The organism is Pseudomonas sp. EA_35y_Pfl2_R5 (assembly GCF_963970805.1).
Taxonomy (GTDB): Bacteria; Pseudomonadota; Gammaproteobacteria; order Pseudomonadales; family Pseudomonadaceae; genus Aquipseudomonas.
On the sequence record NZ_CAXAOW010000005.1, the window covers coordinates 65,029 to 84,335 of the forward strand.

Annotated in this window: 12 protein-coding genes; 8 read left to right on the top strand and 4 right to left on the bottom strand. The window is 60.3% G+C overall.

The genetic code is table 11. The features are described from left to right. Nucleotides 1-197: 197 nt before the first annotated feature. Nucleotides 198-1,244 (top strand): dihydroorotase, encoded by a 1,047-nt coding sequence (pyrC, locus tag AACX99_RS11620; RefSeq protein WP_339411961.1) that lies wholly within the window; start codon nucleotides 198-200, stop codon nucleotides 1,242-1,244. Beyond that, nucleotides 1,241-1,912 carry a ribonuclease T gene (gene rnt, locus AACX99_RS11625; protein WP_339411962.1) on the top strand — a complete coding sequence of 224 codons (672 nt, stop codon included), beginning with the start codon at nucleotides 1,241-1,243 and terminating at the stop codon, nucleotides 1,910-1,912. The genes pyrC and rnt overlap by 4 nt, the downstream gene beginning before the upstream one ends. A 96-nt stretch (nucleotides 1,913-2,008) precedes the next feature. On the opposite strand, the gene AACX99_RS11630 is transcribed toward rnt, so the two are convergent. Continuing rightward, nucleotides 2,009-6,850, bottom strand: a complete 4,842-nt coding sequence (locus AACX99_RS11630) for an NAD-glutamate dehydrogenase (protein WP_339411963.1) — start codon at nucleotides 6,848-6,850, stop codon at nucleotides 2,009-2,011. A gap of 185 nt (nucleotides 6,851-7,035) precedes the next feature. On the opposite strand from AACX99_RS11630, the gene AACX99_RS11635 reads away from it, so the two are divergent. Genes AACX99_RS11635 through AACX99_RS11660 form a run of 6 tightly spaced genes read left to right on the top strand, consistent with a single transcriptional unit; the run spans nucleotide 7,036 to nucleotide 13,860 of the window. Next, nucleotides 7,036-7,995, top strand: coding sequence for an AAA family ATPase (locus AACX99_RS11635; RefSeq protein WP_090252347.1), 960 nt, complete (start codon nucleotides 7,036-7,038; stop codon nucleotides 7,993-7,995). Between the two features lie 5 nt (nucleotides 7,996-8,000). Continuing rightward, nucleotides 8,001-8,942: a DUF58 domain-containing protein gene (locus tag AACX99_RS11640; RefSeq protein ID WP_339411968.1), complete on the top strand. Its 942-nt coding sequence runs from the start codon at nucleotides 8,001-8,003 to the stop codon at nucleotides 8,940-8,942. After that, nucleotides 8,939-9,433 (top strand): DUF4381 domain-containing protein, encoded by a 495-nt coding sequence (locus AACX99_RS11645; protein WP_339411969.1) that lies wholly within the window; start codon nucleotides 8,939-8,941, stop codon nucleotides 9,431-9,433. Before AACX99_RS11640 ends, AACX99_RS11645 begins: the two co-directional genes overlap by 4 nt. Further along, nucleotides 9,426-10,457 carry a vWA domain-containing protein gene (locus AACX99_RS11650; RefSeq protein WP_339411970.1) on the top strand — a complete coding sequence of 344 codons (1,032 nt, stop codon included), beginning with the start codon at nucleotides 9,426-9,428 and terminating at the stop codon, nucleotides 10,455-10,457. The genes AACX99_RS11645 and AACX99_RS11650 overlap by 8 nt, the downstream gene beginning before the upstream one ends. After that, nucleotides 10,454-12,223 (top strand): VWA domain-containing protein, encoded by a 1,770-nt coding sequence (locus AACX99_RS11655; protein ID WP_339411971.1) that lies wholly within the window; start codon nucleotides 10,454-10,456, stop codon nucleotides 12,221-12,223. The genes AACX99_RS11650 and AACX99_RS11655 overlap by 4 nt, the downstream gene beginning before the upstream one ends. Further along, a complete protein-coding gene (locus AACX99_RS11660; RefSeq protein ID WP_339411972.1) occupies nucleotides 12,220-13,860 on the top strand; it encodes a BatD family protein in 1,641 nt (546 codons plus the stop codon). Before AACX99_RS11655 ends, AACX99_RS11660 begins: the two co-directional genes overlap by 4 nt. 399 nt (nucleotides 13,861-14,259) lie before the next feature. On the opposite strand, the gene AACX99_RS11665 is transcribed toward AACX99_RS11660, so the two are convergent. The 3 genes from AACX99_RS11665 to AACX99_RS11675 form a co-directional block, all read right to left on the bottom strand. After that, nucleotides 14,260-16,614, bottom strand: a complete 2,355-nt coding sequence (locus AACX99_RS11665; protein ID WP_339411973.1) for an efflux RND transporter permease subunit — start codon at nucleotides 16,612-16,614, stop codon at nucleotides 14,260-14,262. Nucleotides 16,615-16,629: 15 nt separating this feature from the next. Beyond that, the gene (locus AACX99_RS11670; protein WP_339411974.1) at nucleotides 16,630-17,718 is read right to left on the bottom strand and encodes a YCF48-related protein; all 1,089 of its coding nucleotides are present in this window, start codon (nucleotides 17,716-17,718) and stop codon (nucleotides 16,630-16,632) included. 195 nt (nucleotides 17,719-17,913) lie between these two features. Beyond that, entirely contained in the window at nucleotides 17,914-19,284 is a 1,371-nt protein-coding gene (locus tag AACX99_RS11675; RefSeq protein WP_339411976.1) for a DUF1329 domain-containing protein, read from the bottom strand. Between the last annotated feature and the right edge of the window lie 23 nt (nucleotides 19,285-19,307).

Below are 19,307 nucleotides of genomic sequence, written 5' to 3' on the forward strand. Positions count from 1 at the left end.
CCAGGTAATACGGCTTACCTGTTGTCTATCGGTGCCACAGCGGAAAACTTGAGCCGTGCTTTATGCCACTTACGCAGGCACAACCCGAGCACAGCACTGCCTTCAGTCAGCTTTACCCACCGCGCCCGCTTTCAACGTGCTGCCACGGGGCTTTTCCGGTAGCATTCTCGCCACGTTTTGCCCGCCTGGAAGCTTCCATGACTGACCGCCTTACCCTGCTGCGTCCCGACGACTGGCACATCCACCTGCGCGACGGCGGCGTTCTGCCGCACACCGTCGGCGATGTAGCCCGCACCTTCGGCCGCGCCATCATCATGCCCAACCTGGTACCGCCGGTGCGCAACGCCAGCGAAGCCGACGCCTATCGCCAGCGCATTCTCGATGCCCGCCCTGCCGGTAGCCGCTTCGAGCCGCTGATGGTGCTGTACCTCACCGACCTGACTCAGCCTGAAGATGTGCGCACGGCTAAAGCCTCGGGCTTCGTACATGCGGCCAAGCTCTACCCGGCGGGTGCAACCACCAACTCCGATTCCGGCGTGACCAGTATCGACAAGATTTTCCCGGTGCTCGAAGCCATGGCCGAAGTCGGTCTGCCGCTGCTGGTGCACGGTGAAGTGACGCGCAGCGAGATCGATGTGTTCGACCGCGAAAAGGTCTTTATCGGTGAACACCTGAGCCGTGTGGTAGAACGCTTCCCAACCCTGAAAGTGGTGTTCGAACACATCACCACCCGTGATGCGGTGGAGTTTGTGCAAGGCGCTTCGGCCAACGTCGGCGCCACCATCACCGCCCACCACCTGCTCTACAACCGTAACCACATGCTGGTTGGTGGTATTCGTCCGCACTTCTATTGCCTGCCGATCCTCAAGCGCAACACCCACCAGGAAGCCCTGCTGGATGCGGCCACCAGTGGCAGTGCCAAGTTCTTCCTCGGCACCGACTCAGCGCCACATGCCCAGCACGCCAAAGAAGCCGCCTGTGGCTGTGCCGGCTGCTACACCGCCTACGCCGCCATCGAGTTGTATGCCGAAGCCTTCGAGCAACGTAATGCCCTGGATAAGCTGGAAGCCTTCGCCAGCCTCAATGGCGCCGACTTCTACGGCCTACCGCGCAACACCGACAGCATCACCCTGATTCGCGAAGACTGGACCGCCCCGGCGAGCCTACCGCTAGGCGAACTGTCGGTTATTCCTTTGCGTGCGGGTGAAACCCTACGCTGGCGCCTGCTGGAGGCAAACGCGTGAGCGAAGACCTGTACGAAGACGAACTAGAGAGCTCTAACTCCGGCCCGCGCCACCCTATGGCGGCGCGCTTTCGCGGTTACCTGCCGGTGGTCGTGGATGTGGAAACCGGTGGTTTCAACAGCGCCACCGATGCCCTGCTGGAAATCGCGGCCACCACCATTGGCATGGACGAAGGCGGTTTCCTTTATCCAGAGCACACCCAGTTCTTCCGCATCGAGCCATTCGAGGGTGCCAATATCGAGCAGGCGGCGCTGGACTTTACCGGCATCAAACTCGATCACCCGTTACGCATGGCCGTCACCGAAGAGCACGCGTTGACAGAAATTTTCCGCAGCCTGCGCAAATCGCTGAAATCCAACAGCTGCAAGCGGGCGATCCTGGTCGGCCACAACAGCAGCTTCGACCTGGGCTTTCTCAATGCTGCAGTGAACCGTACCGGCATCAAGCGCAACCCGTTCCACCCGTTCTCCAGCTTCGACACCGCCACCCTGGCGGGCCTCGCCTATGGCCAGACCGTACTGGCCAAAGCCTGCCAAGCCGCCGGCATCGACTTCGACGGCAAGGAAGCACACTCGGCCCGTTACGACACCGAGAAGACTGCCGAATTGTTCTGCGGCATCGTCAATCGGTGGAAAGAGATGGGCGGCTGGATGGACTTCGATGACTGACCTGCCCTTGTAGCGCAAAGCAGTCATCCATATAAAAGCCCCGCATCTGCGGGGCTTTTATATGCAACAGCGCAGGTCAAACCTGCGCTGCTTCTATCAGGCGCTTTGCGCCAGGTCCATCAACTCACGATTGGCCACAGCGTACATGGCGTAGTCGGTAGCAGTCGCGGCACGCAACTCTCCCAGCATCAACTTCCAGCGATCAACCAAACGGCGGTGCTGATCGAGCCACACGCCAACACGCCCCTCGATATCCGTCGGACCTTCAGCCATCTGCAATACCGATACGGTGATCGCACGCTGCTGCCAGTCCAGGTCATCGCGGAAGGCTTCACGGGCCAGCGCCTGCCAGTTGTTTTCCACCGGCAAACTGGTGATTTGCTGCAAGTACCAGGACAGCTCCAGCGAGTCGCCAATGGTGAAGTAAGCGGCTGCCACCTGGGCCGGTTCCTGGCCAGTGAGATCCGACGCTTCGATAATTGGCAACAGGGTGTACAGATGACTGGTGCCCGCAACAACACGGGCCAGAACCTCCGGCACACCGGCTTCGACATACGCCTGGAAGCGGGCCAGCCACTGCTCGCGGGCCGGGCCTTCGAGCAATTCGTCCAGACTCAGGGCCAGGGCTTCGACGCGTGGCGCAAAATGCCCCACATCGCGGGCCGCATCCAGGTCATTACGGCGGCTACGCAAGAACCAACGTGTAGCCCGGCGACCCAAACGCATCAACTCGTCCATCATCTGCAACTGCAACTCGGCTGGCACCTTGGAATCCAGCGCTTCAATCTGCTGCCACCAGTGCGGCAGACGGAACACATCACGCACGATCACATAGGCACCGGCGACATTGGCAGCGCTCATGCCAGTGGACTCCTTCAGGCGCTGCACGAAGGTGATGCCCATATGGTTGACCAGATCGTTGGCGATCTGCGTGCTGACGATTTCACGCTTGAGGCGATGGCGACGCATCGGCTCGCCAAACTTCTTCGCCAGCAGCGGCGGGAAGGCGGTTTCCATCTCGCGGGCCAGATATTCATCGTCCGGCACTAGAGATTTCAGCAGCGATTCCTTGAGGTCGATCTTGCTGTAGGAGATCAGCACCGATAGCTCTGGACGGGTCAGGCCCAGACCATTGGCAGCACGCTCGTTAAGCTCGTCATCAGTAGGCAGGAACTCCAGGGCGCGGTCCAGTTTGCCGGCCGCTTCCAGGGCGTTCATCAGGCGCTTGTACTCGCCAACCCGCTCGCGTGCGCGGCGCTCGGCCAGGGACAACGCCTGGGTTTGCTTGTAGTTGTTACCCAGCACCAGACCGCCAACTGCGTCGGTCATTTCCACCAGCAGCTTGTTGCGCTGCTTACCGGTCATGTCGCCAGCGCCGACGATTTCGCCGAGCAGGATCTTGATGTTCACCTCGTGGTCGGAGCAGTCCACACCACCGGCGTTGTCGATAAAGTCGGTGTTGCTCTTGCCGCCATAGAGGCCGTACTCAATCCGGCCCAGCTGGCTCATACCGAGGTTACCGCCCTCGCCCACCACCTTGGCGCGCAGTTCACGTCCATCCACGCGCAGCAGGTCGTTGGCCTTGTCGCCAACGTCGGCGTGGCTTTCCTTGCTGGATTTCACGTAGGTGCCGATACCGCCGTTCCACAGCAGATCCACTGGCGCCTTGAGCAAGGCGTTCAGCAGTTCGTTAGGCGCCAGCTTGTCCGCGCGGATGTCGAAGCGCTCTTTCATTTGCGGGCTGATGGCGATGCTCTTGGCGCTACGCAGGAAGATCCCGCCGCCAGCGGAAATCAGCTTGGCGTCGTAATCGGCCCAGCTGGAGCGCGGCAGATCAAACAGACGCTGACGCTCAACAAAGCTTTTCGCCGCGTCCGGGTTGGGGTCGATAAAGATGTGCATATGGTTGAAGGCCGCGACCAGCTGCAAGCTTTTCGACAGCAGCAGACCGTTACCGAACACGTCACCGGCCATATCGCCAATGCCAATCACGGTGACGGGGTCGTTCTGCACATCAATACCGCGCTCACGGAAGTGGCGCTGCACGGAAACCCAGGCGCCCTTGGCGGTGATGCCCATGCCTTTGTGGTCATAACCGGCCGAGCCGCCCGAAGCGAACGCATCGTCCAGCCAGAAGCCGTATTCGGCAGCAATGCCGTTGGCGATATCGGAGAAGGTCGCGGTGCCTTTGTCGGCGGCCACCACCAGGTATGGGTCGTCGCCATCGTGGCGTACCACGTTCTGCGGTGGCACCACAGCACCGTCTTTGAGGTTGTCGGTGATATCCAGCAGGCCGCTGATAAAGATGCGGTAGCAGGCAATGCCCTCGGCCAGCACATCATCACGGCTGCCGCCGACCGGCAGTCGCCGCGGGATAAAGCCACCCTTGGCGCCCATCGGCACGATCACCGCGTTCTTCACCTGCTGCGCCTTGACCAGGCCCAGCACCTCGGTGCGGAAGTCTTCTTCACGGTCCGACCAGCGCAGGCCGCCACGCGCTACGTCGCCAAAGCGCAGGTGCACGCCTTCAACACGCGGCGAGTAGACGAAGATTTCGAACTTCGGCGTCGGCCGTGGAATATCCGGAATCGCCCGCGGGTTGAGCTTGAAGCTGAAGTAGGACTTGTTCTGCCCGGCCGCGTCGGTCTGGTAGAAGTTGGTGCGCAGGGTGGCTTTGATCAGGTCCAGATAGCGGCGCAGGATGCGGTCTTCGTTAAGCACCGCAACGTTGTCCAGGGCAGCGAGAATCGCCTGCTCGAGCTTCTGCTGCTTGTCTTCCAGGTCATCAGCGGTGAGTTTGCGCGCCAGGTAGAAGCGCGTCTTGAACAGGCGCACCAGCTCCTTGGCGATATCGGCATGATTGACCAGAGTGCTGGCGATATAGCTGAGGTCGAAGCCCAGGCGAATCTGCTTGAGGTAGCGCGCGTAGGCACGCAGCAGCGCCACATCACGCCACGGCATTGCGGCCATCAGCACCAGACGGTTGAAGCCGTCGTTCTCCGCCGCGCCGCCAACGATATTGACGAACGCGCCCTGCAGCGTGTCGTTGAGCTGCTGGATGTCGACATCCAGACCTTCGGCATAGGTGAAGGCGAAGTCGTGAATCCAGAACTCACGACCATCAGCACGACGCAGCTTGTAGGGGAACTCGCCGAGTACGCGCAGGCCGAGGTTTTCCAGAATCGGTAGCACGTCCGACAGCGGCAGCGGCGTATCGGCGTGGTAAAGCTTGCAGTGCAGTTGCTGCTCACCTTGGGTCAGCGGCTGGTAGAAGCTCATCACCAGTTGGCGCTCGGTATTCAGGCTGAGCAAGTGCTGCATGTCGACCACCGCCGAATGCGGGGCAAAGCGCTCACGGTAACCGGCCGGGAAGCCGCCCGGGAATTCGCTGAGCACTTCAGTGCCCTGGGCTTCGCCGAGGCTTTCGACGATCAGGCTGGTGTAATCGTCTTTCCACGAACGGCAAGCCTGGATGACTTCTTTTTCCAAGCGCACGGGGTCGAGCTGCACACGGTTCTTCGGGTCGACCTTGAGGATGAATTGCACCCGTGCCAACACCGACTCGGAGAAGAACGTCCAGAACTCACAATCGAGCCCCTGCAAACGCTCCATCAACACCTGCTGGATCTTCATGCGGGTTTCGGTGGAGTACACATCGCGCGGCACATAGGCCAGGCAGTAGCAGAAGCGCCCGTAAGGGTCACGGCGCACGAACACGCGGATCTTGTTGCGTTCTTGGATCTGCACAATGGCCAGGGCTGTGCTGAACAGCTCATCCACCGGCGTCTGGAACAGGTCATCGCGCGGCAACACTTCCAACACTTGAGCCAACTCTTTGCCCAGATGCGCACTGCTGTCGAAGCCCGAACGCTGCTCGATCACTGCCACCTTGCGGCGGATATACGGGATATTCCACACGCTCTCGGCATACACCGCAGAGGTGTAGAGGCCCATGAAACGGCACTCCTTGATAACGTTGCCCTTGCTGTCCAGCTCACGAATCGACACAAGATCCGGATAGGCCGGACGATGCACGCGACTCGGTACGGCAGCCTTGGCAAAAGACAGCAACTGTGCCCCACGCAAGTAACTGACGGCTTCCGCTTCGATGTGCGTGTCAGTGGCCGAAAGGCCCGTGCGCAGACGCTTGGACAGACCCAGCAGGGATTTTTCGTCGTAAACGATACTGCCGCCATTGGCACTGTCGGCAACGGTGAACTCTTCATAACCGAGGAAGGTGAAATGATCATCGAGCAACCAGCTCATGAACACTTTGATCTCTTCCAGCTCAGCGCCTTCGACCTTGAGTTTGGCCTTATCCAGCCAGGCACGCAGCTCCATAGCCTTAGCCTTCATCGACTGGAAGTCCGCCACACTCAGGCGTACGTCGCTGAATACATCATGCAGGGCTTTTTCCAGAACTTTCAGCTCGCCTGCGCTGGAGCAACGGTCGATTTCCAGGAACATCAGCGCTTCTTGCTGCACATCCTTGCCCTGGGCGCCCTTGGGCAGAATTTCCTGCAGTTCGCCGCTCTTGTTGCGGCGCACACTGAACACGCTGTTCTGCAGGGTGTGGATGCTGTAACCGCGACGATTCAGCTCCATGCGTACAGAGTCAACCAAGAACGGAATGTCGCTGTGCAGAATTTCCACGGCAGTGTGGGTCGACTGCCAGCCGTGTTTTTCATAATCAGGGTTGAATACCCGTACTTCGGGTTTGGCCGGTTCAAAACGCTCCAGCAACCGCCAGGACGACAAGGTGCAGCCGACCAGATCAGAGAGGCGACGCTGAGTCAGCTCCTCGAGGGCGATGATGCCGAAGAATTGCTCGGCGAACAGGGCTACTTGTGGCAGAGCCTGTTCACTGACGTGCTGCGCCAGCGCCGTTTGCAGATGATGCTGAAAATCGGCTTTGCTGGCCGCCGTAAAGAACGCCATGGGTTTGCTCCGTTTGGCTTGTTATTCGTCAGGGGACTCGATCAAGGCAGTCGCGAGTAATGACCTTCGCCACAACCTTGTTGTTCAACGTTAGTCTAGGAGGCAGCGATTGCATTAAAGTGGCTGCCACTTAACTCTGGCGAGATTCAAGACTCGCTGGTCACATTTGCCGGATGAGCTTAACGATGGAACACCGTGAAGCGCTTGTCGCGCTGCGACATTTTCTTTCAAGTCAGATCCTCGGCCAGGAAAAACTCATCGAAAGGCTGCTGATTGCCTTGCTCGCTGATGGTCACATGCTGGTTGAGGGCGCCCCCGGGCTCGCCAAGACCAAAGCGATCAAGGAGCTGGCCGAAGGCATCGAGGCCGAGTTTCACCGCATCCAGTTCACCCCCGACCTGCTCCCGGCGGATATCACCGGCACCGAGATCTATCGCCCTGAAACCGGCAGTTTTGTGTTCCAGCAGGGGCCGATCTTCCACAACCTGGTGCTGGCCGATGAGATCAACCGCGCGCCAGCCAAGGTGCAGTCGGCGCTGCTCGAAGCCATGGCCGAGCGTCAGGTCAGCGTCGGCCGTAGCACCTATCACCTGTCGCCGCTGTTTCTGGTAATGGCCACGCAGAATCCGATTGAGCAAGAAGGCACCTATCCGTTGCCCGAAGCCCAGCTCGACCGCTTTTTGATGCACGTAAAAATCGGTTTTCCGGACGCCAGCGTGGAACGCAAGATCCTCGCCCAGGCTCGTGGCGAAGCGCTCAACGGTGAAACCAAGCCCGAGCAGTTGGTCAGCCAGCAAGCGATCTTTGCCGCGCGCCAGGAAATCCTCGGCCTGTATATGGCCGATGCCGTGGAAGAGTATTTGGTGCAATTGGTGATGGCCTCGCGCACCCCGGCCAAGTTTGACCCGGAACTGGCCGAGTGGATTGCCTACGGCGCCAGCCCACGCGGCTCGATTGCCCTGGACCGCTGCGCACGGGCCCACGCCTGGCTGGCCGGGCGGGATTTTGTCAGCCCGGAAGATATCCAGGCCGTGCTGTTCGACGTGCTGCGCCACCGCATCATTCTGTCGTTCGAGGCGGAAGCCGCCGGCATCGACCAGGACCGCGTGGTGCAGCGCATTCTCGACGTCGTGGCGGTCGCCTAAGCACCATGCACGACCAACCCACGCAGCCCGGCATTCGCGTCAGCCTCGGCGAACTGATCGAGATGCGCCACCGTGTGCGTGAGGTGCAACTGTTTTCCACCCCGGCGCGGCGCAGCCCGCTGATTGGCCTGCACCACTCCAAGCTGCGTGGGCGCGGCGTGGACTTCGATCAGGTGCGTGTATACCAGCCCGGCGACGACGTGCGCACCATCGATTGGCGCGTCACCGCGCGCACCCAAGAACCGCACACCAAGTTGTTCCATGAAGAGCGCGAGCGGCCGATCTACATCATGGTCGAGCAGAGCCGGCAGCTGTTCTTCGGTAGCGGCCTGATGTTCAAATCGGTGCTCGCGGCCCAGGCCGCCAGCCTGATCGGCTGGGCCGCCCTGGGCCATAACGACCGCATCGGCGGCTTGGTATTCGGCGACCTGGAACACCACGAAATCAAACCTCGACGCAGCAAACAAAGTCTGTTGCAACTGCTCAGCCGCCTGGCCAAGGCCAATCAAGCCCTGAGCAACGACAGTCAGGGCGGCCGTGACAGCTTTGGCCTGGCCCTGCGCCGCGCCCGCGAAGTACTGCGCCCCGGCAGCCTGGTGGTGATTCTGTGTGATGAACGCACGCTGAGTGACAGCAGCGAACAGCAGTTGCTGCTACTCGCGCGGCACACCGACCTGTTGCTACTGCCTTTGTCCGACCCGCTCGACCATGCCCTGCCGAATGCCGGCCTGCTGCGCTTTACCGAACACGGCGCGCAGCTGGAGCTGGATACCCAGGATGCCGAACTGCGCCAGGCCTACCGCAGCCTGGCCGATGCGCGCCAGACGCGCTGGCAACGCCTGGCGCAGAAACTCGGCGTACCGCTGCTGGCCCTGAACACCCAGAGCGAGATGATCGAGCAGCTGCGTGAACACCTGAACGCCCAGCGCCCGAGGAAAACCCTGTGAACCCGCTGGACCAACTCGAACCGCTGATCACCCCTGCGCCCATCAGCTGGTGGCCGCCGGCACCGGGTTGGTGGCTGCTCGCGGTTCTACTGCCGCTGCTGTTGTGGGCAGGTTTCAAGCTGCTGAAACGCCTGCCACGCAAGACGGCCGGGAAGTCGACCGAAGCCTCGCTTGATCCGTTGCGCCAAGCCGCGCTGAACGAACTCGAACGCTTGAGCAAGCCCTACGACGGCGTCGATGCCGGCCCCTGGCTGCAACAGCTCAACGCCATCCTCAAACGCCTATGCCGTGAGCGTTACCCGCAAAGCAACAGCCATGTTCTCAGTAGCCGCGCCTGGTTGGCTTTTCTCGACAGCCGCTGCCCAGCCGCTGGCCTGACCCGCTGGATGATCCTGGTAGAAGGCGCCTATCGTCCGCACTGCAGCCTGGATGACAGGGCCATCGCCGGCCTCAACCAAGCCGTGGCGATCTGGATTCGCAAACATGTTTGAGTTTGCCTGGCCCTGGGTCTTTCTTATCGCCCCGCTACCCTGGCTGCTGCGCGCCTGGTTGCCGCCTGCCGACAGCGGTGAGGCGGCGCTGAAAATCAGTTTTTTGGCCGAGCTGGAAGGCTTAAGCGGCCGCCGCGCCCGCGTGCGACTGCCCGCCCTGCGGCAACAGGCACCGTTTGCGCTGATCTGGCTGCTGTTGCTGCTCGCCAGTGCCCGCCCGCAGTGGTTAGGCGAACCACTGCCGCTGCCAGCCAGCGGCCGCGACCTGCTGCTGGCGGTGGATGTATCTGGTTCCATGGATTACGCCGACATGCTCTGGGAAGACGAAGAGATCAGTCGCCTGAGCCTGGTCAAACACCTGCTCGGTGACTTTATCGACGGCCGCCAGGGTGATCGGGTCGGCCTGATCCTGTTCGGCAGCCGCGCCTACCTGCAGTCGCCACTGACCTTTGACCGGCAGACCGTGCACACCTGGCTGGATGAGGCACAGAAAAACATTGCCGGCCCGCAGACCGCCATCGGCGACGCTATTGGCCTGGCGGTAAAACGCCTACGTGAGCGTCCCGCGCAAAGTCGCGTACTGGTGCTGGTCACCGACGGCGCTAACAACGCCGGTGAAATTGATCCCATGACCGCTGCACGTCTGGCCGCCGAGGAAAACATCACCATTTACCCGATTGGCATCGGCGCCGACCCGGAACAAGGTGGCGTGCTCGGTATGCTCGGCTTTAATCCCGGCATTGATCTGGACGAGCCAAGCCTGCGTGCGATTGCCGAGGCCACAGGTGGCGAATACTTCCGCGCCCGTGACAGCGAAGAACTGCAAGCCATCGAAGCCACCCTCGACCGCCTCGAACCGGTGGCGCAGAAGCCGACGCTGGCGCGGCCGACCTTGCCACTCTATCCCTGGCCATTGGGCCTGGCGCTACTGCTCAGTCTGCTGCTGGCCAGCCATACACTCTGGCCAAGCCTGCAACAACGCTGGCGCAATCAGCTGAAACTGCTGCGGGGGAAACAGTCATGAGCGAATTGACCAACCTCTGGCCGCACTGGCAGCGGCCTTTCTGGCTACTGCTGATTCCGCTGCTGGCCATTCTGCTCTGGCAACTCTGGCACCGGGAAAAGCGCACCGGCCGCTGGCAAGCGCTGCTGCCAGCGGCATTCCAGGCCGCCCTGCTGACAGCCACTGGCGGGCGCAACAGCCGCCTGCCCTGGCTCGCCCTAGGCCTGGCTTGGCTACTCGCCCTGCTGGCATTGCTCGGGCCAAGCTGGCAACGCATTGAGCAACAGAACCCCAAGCCGGCCGACCCGCTTGTGGTGCTGCTCGAACTGACCCCGGAAATGCTCGCCAGCGATGCCTCGCCCAACCGCCTGGCCCAAGCCAAGCGCAAGCTGCTCGATCTGCTGCAGGCGCGTCAGGACGCGCAAACCGCAATCGTCGTCTATGCCGGCAGCGCGCACACCCTGGTGCCGCTGTCTGACGACTTGAGCACCAGCCGCAACCTGCTCGACGCGCTGAGCCCCGGGATCATGCCCGAACCCGGCAAACGCGCCGACCTGGCGGTGGCCAAGGCCCTGCAACTTCTCGAACAGGGCTCCCAGGGCAATGGCCGCCTCCTGCTGCTGACCAGCAGCCTGGATGAAACCCAACGCCAAGCGATCACCCAAGCCCTTGGCCGCCGTGGCGAGCGCCTGCATATTCTCGGAATTGGCAGCACCCAGGGCGCGCCGATCATTCAGGAGGACGGCTCATTCCTCAAGGATGCCCAGGGCACTATCCTGCTACCGCGCCTGGACAGCAATGGCCTAAAACGCTTCGCCAATGAACTCGGCGGCCAATATCAGGGCGTGACCCTGGATGAGCGCGACCTGCACAACCTGGGCCTGCTCGATGCCCCGCAACAGCTGCGCCGCGATGGCGAGCTGACCCGCTTGCAAGCTTGGGCCGACCAGAGCCACTGGTTGCTCCTGCCGCTGCTGTTACTCGCCGCCTGCGCCGCCCGTCGCGGTTGGCTGCTGTGCTTACCCCTGTTGCTGCTGAGCCTGCCGCAGAATAGCTACGCCTTCAGCTTCGACGACCTCTGGCTGCGTGCCGACCAGCAAGGTCAGCGCCTGCTTGAGGCGCAACGACCGGCAGCAGCGGCGCAGCGTTTCAACGATCCGCGCTGGCAAGGTCAGGCGCTCTACCAGGCCGGCGATTACGCTGCGGCCGCCGAACGCTTTGCCAATGGTGAAAGCGCCAGCGACCATTACAACCGTGGCAACGCCCTGGCGCGCAGCAATGAACTGGAAGCCGCCCTGGATTCCTACACCCAAGCGCTGGAACTACAGCCTGACCTAGCCCAGGCCCAAAAGAACAAAGCCCTGATCGAAGAACTCCTGCGCCAGAACCAGCAGCAACAACAGCAGAATCAAAGCGACAAGCCACAAGAACCCGACAAGCAGCAGAATCAGCCCAGTAGCCAGCCGCAGGCAGGACAGTCCGATCCAGACGCCCAGCAGCAGGCCGAGCAATCGCCGGCCAAACCGCCAGAGTCTGAAGATAAGGCTGAGAGCGAGAAACCCACACAATCTGGTGCCAAAGAAGACGCGGATACACCGCCCAAAACGCCAGAAGAAGACGACAGCAACAGCGGCGAAGAACAGATCGCCAGCGCCGAGCCGGCCCTTGACGGCGAGCGGCGCCAGGCATTGGAGCAATGGCTACGGCAGATCCCCGATGATCCGGGCGAACTGCTGCGGCGTAAATTCAGGCTGGAACAACAACAGCGCCAGGAACAACTGCAATGAGCCGACTGCTCTGTACCCTTCTGCTTGGCCTGCTGGCCCTGAACGTCAGCGCGCAAAGCCTGACCGCCAGCGTTGACCGTACCCGCCTGGATGCCGGCGAAAGCGTTGAGCTGATCCTGGAATCGGATGACGCCACTCTGTTCGGCAAACCCGATCTGCAGCCGCTTAATGAGCTATTCGAGGTACTCGGCACCCGCCAGGTCAACCGTCTGACCAGCGGCAGCAATGGCGCTCAAGCCAGCACCCGCTGGATCGTCACCCTGCAACCCAAACACAGCGGTTACGTGGTGATACCGCCGCTAAACCTCGGCCAGCTGCAAAGCGAGCCGATTACCCTGCACGTCCAGCAGGCCGCCAGCGCCGGCGACAGTCGCCTGGCACCGGTGTTTATTGATGCCAGCCTGGATCAGGAAAGCGTCTACGTGCAGGCGCAAACCGTGCTGACGTTGCGTATCTACCACTCAGTTTCGCTTTACGACGACAGCAGCCTGACCCAATTAGACATGCCCCAAGCACGCGTTGAAGCGCTCGGTGAACCGCGCACCTATGAAAAAGACATCAACGGCGTACGCCATGGCGTGATCGAGCTGCGTTACGCGATCTTCCCCCAGGAAAGTGGCGATCTGCTGATCCCCTCACAGGCTTTTACCGCCACTGCGGTTGATCGCTCCAGTAGCAATGCCTACAACCCGTTCGGCCCACGCCCAGGCAAGGTGGTACGGGTCCGCTCGCCGGAAATCCCGCTGACGGTAAAAGCCAAACCCACCAGCTACCCGGCCGATGCCCCCTGGCTGCCAGCGCGCGCGCTCAGCCTGAGTGAAGTCTGGAGCCCGCAGCCAGAAACCGCCCGCGTCGGTGATTCACTGACTCGCAGCCTACTACTCAAGGTCGAAGGTCTAGCCAGCGCGCAATTACCTCCCTTGCCAGCTACCCAGGTTGCCGGCCTGCGCCGTTACCCCGATCAACCACAGCTGGCCAATCAGGCCAGCGACGGCGGCCTAGTGGCCAGCCGTGAAGAACGCGAAGCACTGGTAGCCAATCGTGAAGGCGAGATTGCCCTGCCAGCAATCGAGGTGCTGTGGTGGAACACCACGACCGATCAACTCGAACGCAGCAACTTGCCGGCGCGCAACCTGCAGGTGGCCGCCAACCCGAACCTGGAAACCCTGCCGGTTGAAGCAGCACGCCCCACAGTCAGCGAAACAGCCGAGGTACAACTCTGGCCTTGGCAACTAAGCAGCGCTTTGCTGAGCCTGACCACCCTGCTCGGCTTTACCCTGTGGTGGCGCGCGCGCCGTCAACCTCCCGTATTACCTAGCCAGCAGGCGGGCCCCAGCCAGCGCAACCTGCTTGATGACCTCAAGCGCAGCTGCCTGGCCAACGACTCACAGGCCACCCGCCACGCACTGGACGCCTGGGCCCGTCAGCAACCGGAAACCCTGGCTGATATGGCCGCCCGCTTTACCCCACTGTCTGACGCCCTCGACGGCCTGAATGGCGCGCTGTACAGCGAAAGTGGCCAGCACTGGCAAGGTCGTAACCTGTGGCTAGCAATTCGCAGCCTGCCCGCGATAGAAGACTTCGACGGCACCGCCAACCCGGACAACAGCGCGCTGCCCCCGCTGTATCCGCGCTAATCGGTAACATCGGTAAAGCCTGCTAATTGCAGGACAGAGGTCCAAGCTTTTGTAGGATGGGGTAGTAGCACAGCTCTGAGCTTGAGCAGCAACTGCGGAGCCTGTATGCCACCACTCGCTAGGTGACATCGCACACAGAGTCCGCATCGGCACATAGTTCATCCTGCTGCGCCTCACCCATCCGATGAACTGCGTAACCTGTGCGCACGTAACCCACCGAGCGGTAATCGGCTCACCTCGAATATGGCTTACACACGAATTGTCCGCGAAGCGGCTGGGCTTTTTCACAATTCGCAAACAAGCCCTCTCCACAGAAACCACCTGCAGACCTAACCCTTGGACAATAAAAAACCGCGACCCAAGGGCCGCGGTTTTTAGTGTGACTACTGCGTACCAGGCTTAGGCCTTGTTGCGCAGCTTCTCCGGGTTGATCAGGAAGCGGGCCAGAGCAGGCAGCAGCCAGATCGCGCCGATCATGTTCCAGAGGAACATAAAGGTCAGCATCAGGCCCATGTCGGCCTGGAACTTGATCGCCGAGAAGATCCAGGTTGCTACACCGATCGCCAAGCAGACACCGGTGAACAACACCGCCTTACCGGTCGACTTGAGGGTCTCGTAGTAGGCATCCTGCAGCGACAGGCCCTGACGCAGGTACGTCTCCAGTCGACTGTAGATATAGATGCCGTAGTCGACACCAATACCCACACCGAGGGCGATTACCGGCAAGGTCGCAACCTTCACACCGATACCCATATAGGCCATCAACGCGTTGCCCAATACCGAAGTCAGCACCAGCGGCAGGATCACACAGAGAGTCGCCGCCAACGAACGGAAGGTCAGCAGGCACATGATGCTCACAGCCGCATACACAGCGATCAGCATGGTGGTTTCGGACGCTGCGATCACCTCATTGGTGGCCGCCTCGATCCCGGCGTTACCGGCTGCCAGGATAAACTCCAGACCTTCCTTGTTGTTCTGCTTGGCAAAGTCTTCGGCAACATCAACCACGCGAGTCAGGGTTTCCGCCTTGTGGTCGGTGAGGAATACCAACACCGGAGCCACCGAGCAATCACCGTTGTACAGACCATCGGCCCGGGCAATGGAGTTGTTCAGCACGTCCTGATTACGCGACAGGGTTTCCCATTTCAGGTTGCCCTCGTTCATGCCCTTGATCACCTGACGCGACACCGTGACCATGGAAATGGCCGACTGCACGCCTTCAGTGTTCTCCATCTTCCACATCAACTCATCCATGGCCGACAACGTCGGGTAAGTCGAGCAGCCTTCAGCCGCCGTCTTGACCATGATCACCAGTACATCGGAGCTGGTGGAGTAGTTGCGGATGACGAAATCGTTATCCAGGTTGTAGCGCGAGTCCGGATGCAGCTCAGGCGCGCCCTGATCAAGGTCACCGATCTTCAGGTTCTGCCCGTACCATACTCCGCCGGCCAGCGCCGCGATTGCCACCACCACGGAAATCGGCGCGACCATTGGGTGTGCACACTTGGACAAAAAGCGCCAGAAAGGGTGTTCCTTGCAGGCCTCTTCACGGCTGATATTCACCGCCTTCTTGCTGATGCCAACATAGGAAATCATGACCGGCAGCAGAATCAGGTTGGTCAGAATGATCACCGCCACACCCATGGATGCACCGATGGCCAGCTCACGGATCACACCAATATCGATCAGTAGCAGGGTGATAAAGCCCACGGCATCCGATAGCAGCGCCACCAGGCCCGGAATAAACAACTGACGGAACGCCATACGCGCAGCGGACAGCGAGTCGGTTGCCTCACCCGAGGCCATGGCGATGCCGTTGATCTTCTGCACGCCATGGGAAATACCGATGGCAAAAACCAGGAACGGCACCAGCATCGAATACGGATCAAGCCCGAAGCCCAGGGTATGCAGCAAACCCAGCTGCCAGACCACCGCAATCAGCGTGGTCAGAACCACCGCCAAGGTGCTCTTGAAGCAGTGGGTGAACCACAGCAACAGGACGAAGGTAATACCGATTGCCACGGCAAAGAACAACGCCACGCCAATCAGACCATCAATCAGATCACCAACTTTCTTGGCAAAACCAATGATGTGGATTTTGACGTTGGGATTCTGCGCCTGGTACTTATCGCGGATCTTCTCTTCCAGCTCGTGAGAGAACTTCTGGTAATCCAGCGGGATCTGCTTGCTCTGGTCGTTCGGGTCGGCATAGGTTTCCAGCAACGGCAAATCGACGATGCTCGACTTGAAGTTGTTGGCCACCAAACGGCCAATCTGCCCGGACTTGAGGATGTTGCTGCGCAGCTCTTCGAGGCTTTCCGCAGAACCGTCGTAGGTTTGTGGAATGACTTCGCCGCCGGCAAAACCTTCTTCAGTCACTTCGGTCCAGCGTACGCTTGGGCTCCACAGCGACTTGAGGCCGGAACGGTCGACGCCCGGAATATAGAAGGCTTCGTCGTTGATCTGACGCAGCGTCTCCATGTATTCCTTGCTGAAGATATCGCCATCCACCGCTTCCACCGAGATACGCACGGTGTTACCCAGGTTCGCCAGGTCATTGCGGTGCTCGAGCATCTTCTGGATATAGGGATGCCCCAGCGGAATCATTTTCTCGAAGCTGGTCTGCGGACGCACTTGCGCCGCCTGGAAGAACAAAAACAGACTGATCAACAGGCACAGCAGAATCACGGCCGGGCGATTGTTGAAGATCAACCGTTCCAGGAAGGAGGCAGGTTGTTGTTGATGCTTACTCATGCAAAGGCTCCCGGCTTATTGTTGTTGGCCCAGATCGGCGCCTGTAGGCGAAGCGGCATGAACGCCACCCTGCCCTACCAGAATCAGATTGCCGTTTTCCATTGCTGCAACGCCTGCCAGCGAAAGCCGGTCGGCACGATTGGTCACATTGAAAGTGCGGCCGTTGTCGGTGCTCTTGAGTACGGTACCGCCATGCCCAACCACCACGATGGAACCATCGGCCAGACGGTTGCCGTCAGCCAGACCAAATTCCAGAGGGCCATTGTTGGCAGTGTTCAGGCTGATCGCCTGCCAGGTCGTACCGAAGTCTGCCGAACGGAACAAATGCCCACGCAGGCCATAGACCAGCAACGCGCCGGTTTCATCCGTGCCTAGAGCACCGAACAGCGACCCCTCGTACGGGCCTTCCAGGGTTTCCCAGGTCTGCCCCCAGTCTGGAGAACGGAACATAGCGCCCTGCTCACCCACAACAAACAGACCGGAGTCTTTGACTTCAACGATGGCGTTGAGGTGGTAGGCATCTTCGTTGTCCATACGGTCGCTAACATCTTCCCAGTTGGCACCACCATCAGTGGTTTCCAACAAGGCGCCGTAAGCACCTACGGCATAACCGTTGTTGCGATCCTTGAACCACACATCCAGCAGCGGCGCTTCACGCTCAAGGTCTTCGAACTGCTTGACCCAGGTAGCGCCGCCATCAGTGCTGACGAGAATCTGCGCGTCGTGACCAACAGCCCAGCCATGACTGTCGTCGATAAAGAACACGGCAGTAAGCATCTGCTTGGTCGGCACCTTGGCCTGAGTCCAGCTCGCGCCGTTGTCGTCGGAATAGAGGATATGCCCACGATCACCAACGGTAACCAGACGCTTACCCAAACTGGCGACATCCAACAACAGGCTGTGATGAGCTTTGGCAGAAGAGACCGAGTAATGACTGGCGTCATCGCTGGCAGCCTGCAATGGTGCACTGGTCAACATCAGCACGGATAGCACACTGCACAGCGAGAGCGCTTTGGCTATCGGTGAGTGGACGCGGAGCGCCGGTGCGCGGGACAACCCCACAACACGATCGGCCTGGGTGCGCCGCATGACGGGCTCACTCATATACCTTCCCCCTTATTCTTATAGGTAGCACTACCCTTATAGCAGTGCACCTATCCTACTGAGCTTTCAAAAGGCCTGACAATCGGCGCGACGTTATGTTTTGTTAAACCCGCACGTCTACCATGCCCTGTTCGACTGACAAATAGCAAAAGGCCGCTACAACAGTAGCGGCCTTTTGCTCAACCTACACGCGGATTAACGCGTACCGCGGCGACGCAGCGCAGCCGGTTTGAAGTAACCGTCATCCGGCACAGCCTGGCTGAAGTCGATGGTACTTGGCTCTTCGTTATCCAGGTTCTGCACGTGGTAACGGCGTGCTTGCAGATCGTGGAAGGTATCCAGCGCAGACCAGGTGGTCGGCAGGTCGTAGTAGTTTTTCAGGTAAGCAATCGAGACGCGCCACAGCTCGCCACGACCGTCGTACTGATCAACCACTGCCGCCTGCCAGCTGTCCTCGTCGAGGAACAGGGTGCGCTTGGAGTAGATGTGACGCGAGCCCGACTTCAGCGTGCCCTCGACTACCCACACCCGGTGCAGCTCGTTGCGAGTAAAGGCCGGGTTCAAGTGGCCGACTTGCAGCAGGTCCTCGTACTTCACTTCAGGGCTGGTGACTTTGTAGCTGTTGTAAGGAATGTAGATTTCCTTTTTGCCGATCAGCTTCCAGTCATAACGATCTGGCGAACCGTTGATCATGTCGGTGTCGTCTGCAGTGCGCAGGCCGTCAGCGGCAGCGATCGGAGTGTCATAAGCCAGGTTCGGCGCACGACGCACGCGGCGCTGGCCAGCGTTGTAGCCCCAAGCCTGACGTGGCTCTTTTACCTGATCCAGGGTTTCGTGCACCAGCACTGCACCGCCGGCCAGACGCGCTGGGCTCTTGGTGAAGGACAGGTAGTAGAACATGATGTTGTTCAGGTCGGCTGCCGTGCCTTTCGGGTCGTAGAACTTGAACATGGCTTCCTGCTGCGAGGTCACCAGGGAGTAGCTGCCGTTACGCTGCACAGCCACTTCCGAAGCGCGACGCACGATGTAGGTACCGCGGTAGCGTGCGATGTGATTCCAGAGCGCTTCGACACCGTTTTGCGGGATCGGGAACGGGATACCACCGTAAGCGTCGGAGAAACCGTTACCGCCATCAAGCAGCTTGGCAGTAGTCGCGTTCTTGATGGTGTTGTCGTACACCCACTTTGGCGCAGAACCGGAACGGCGGGTCTGGTAGACCGGCATCTGGTAGCTGTTCGGGTAGGTGTTGAACATCGCAATCTGACCTGGGGTCAGGTTGTCTTTGTACTGATCCAAGTTGGCTTTGGTGATGGTGAACAACGGCTTGTCATCAGCAAACGGATCTACGTGGTGCTGGCCTGGCGTCTTGTAAGCCGCCGGAGCCTGAGTAATACCACCGGTCCACTCAGGGATAGTGCCTGCCGCGTTGCCGGCTTTCTCGGCACCGAACGGGGTGAGGCTTGCGCCCAACTTGGCCGCTTCCGCAGGCGAAACTGCAGCGAACGCGCTACCAGCGGACAGTGCCAGCGCAATCGCAGCACCAATCAGCGTGTGCTTTTTCAGCATCTTGATTCTCCGTGAAATAAGTC

Excerpts from the sequence above, each read along its gene's own strand:
- AACX99_RS11665 (WP_339411973.1), bottom strand. The coding sequence starts at position 16,614 with ATGAGTAAGCATCAACAACAACCTGCCTCCTTCCTGGAACGGTTGATC.
- AACX99_RS11670 (WP_339411974.1), bottom strand. The coding sequence starts at position 17,718 with ATGAGTGAGCCCGTCATGCGGCGCACCCAGGCCGATCGTGTTGTGGGG.
- AACX99_RS11630 (WP_339411963.1), bottom strand. The coding sequence starts at position 6,850 with ATGGCGTTCTTTACGGCGGCCAGCAAAGCCGATTTTCAGCATCATCTG.
- AACX99_RS11640 (WP_339411968.1), top strand. The coding sequence starts at position 8,001 with ATGCACGACCAACCCACGCAGCCCGGCATTCGCGTCAGCCTCGGCGAA.
- AACX99_RS11675 (WP_339411976.1), bottom strand. The coding sequence starts at position 19,284 with ATGCTGAAAAAGCACACGCTGATTGGTGCTGCGATTGCGCTGGCACTG.
- AACX99_RS11655 (WP_339411971.1), top strand. The coding sequence starts at position 10,454 with ATGAGCGAATTGACCAACCTCTGGCCGCACTGGCAGCGGCCTTTCTGG.
- pyrC (WP_339411961.1), top strand. The coding sequence starts at position 198 with ATGACTGACCGCCTTACCCTGCTGCGTCCCGACGACTGGCACATCCAC.
- AACX99_RS11635 (WP_090252347.1), top strand. The coding sequence starts at position 7,036 with ATGGAACACCGTGAAGCGCTTGTCGCGCTGCGACATTTTCTTTCAAGT.
- AACX99_RS11650 (WP_339411970.1), top strand. The coding sequence starts at position 9,426 with ATGTTTGAGTTTGCCTGGCCCTGGGTCTTTCTTATCGCCCCGCTACCC.
- AACX99_RS11660 (WP_339411972.1), top strand. The coding sequence starts at position 12,220 with ATGAGCCGACTGCTCTGTACCCTTCTGCTTGGCCTGCTGGCCCTGAAC.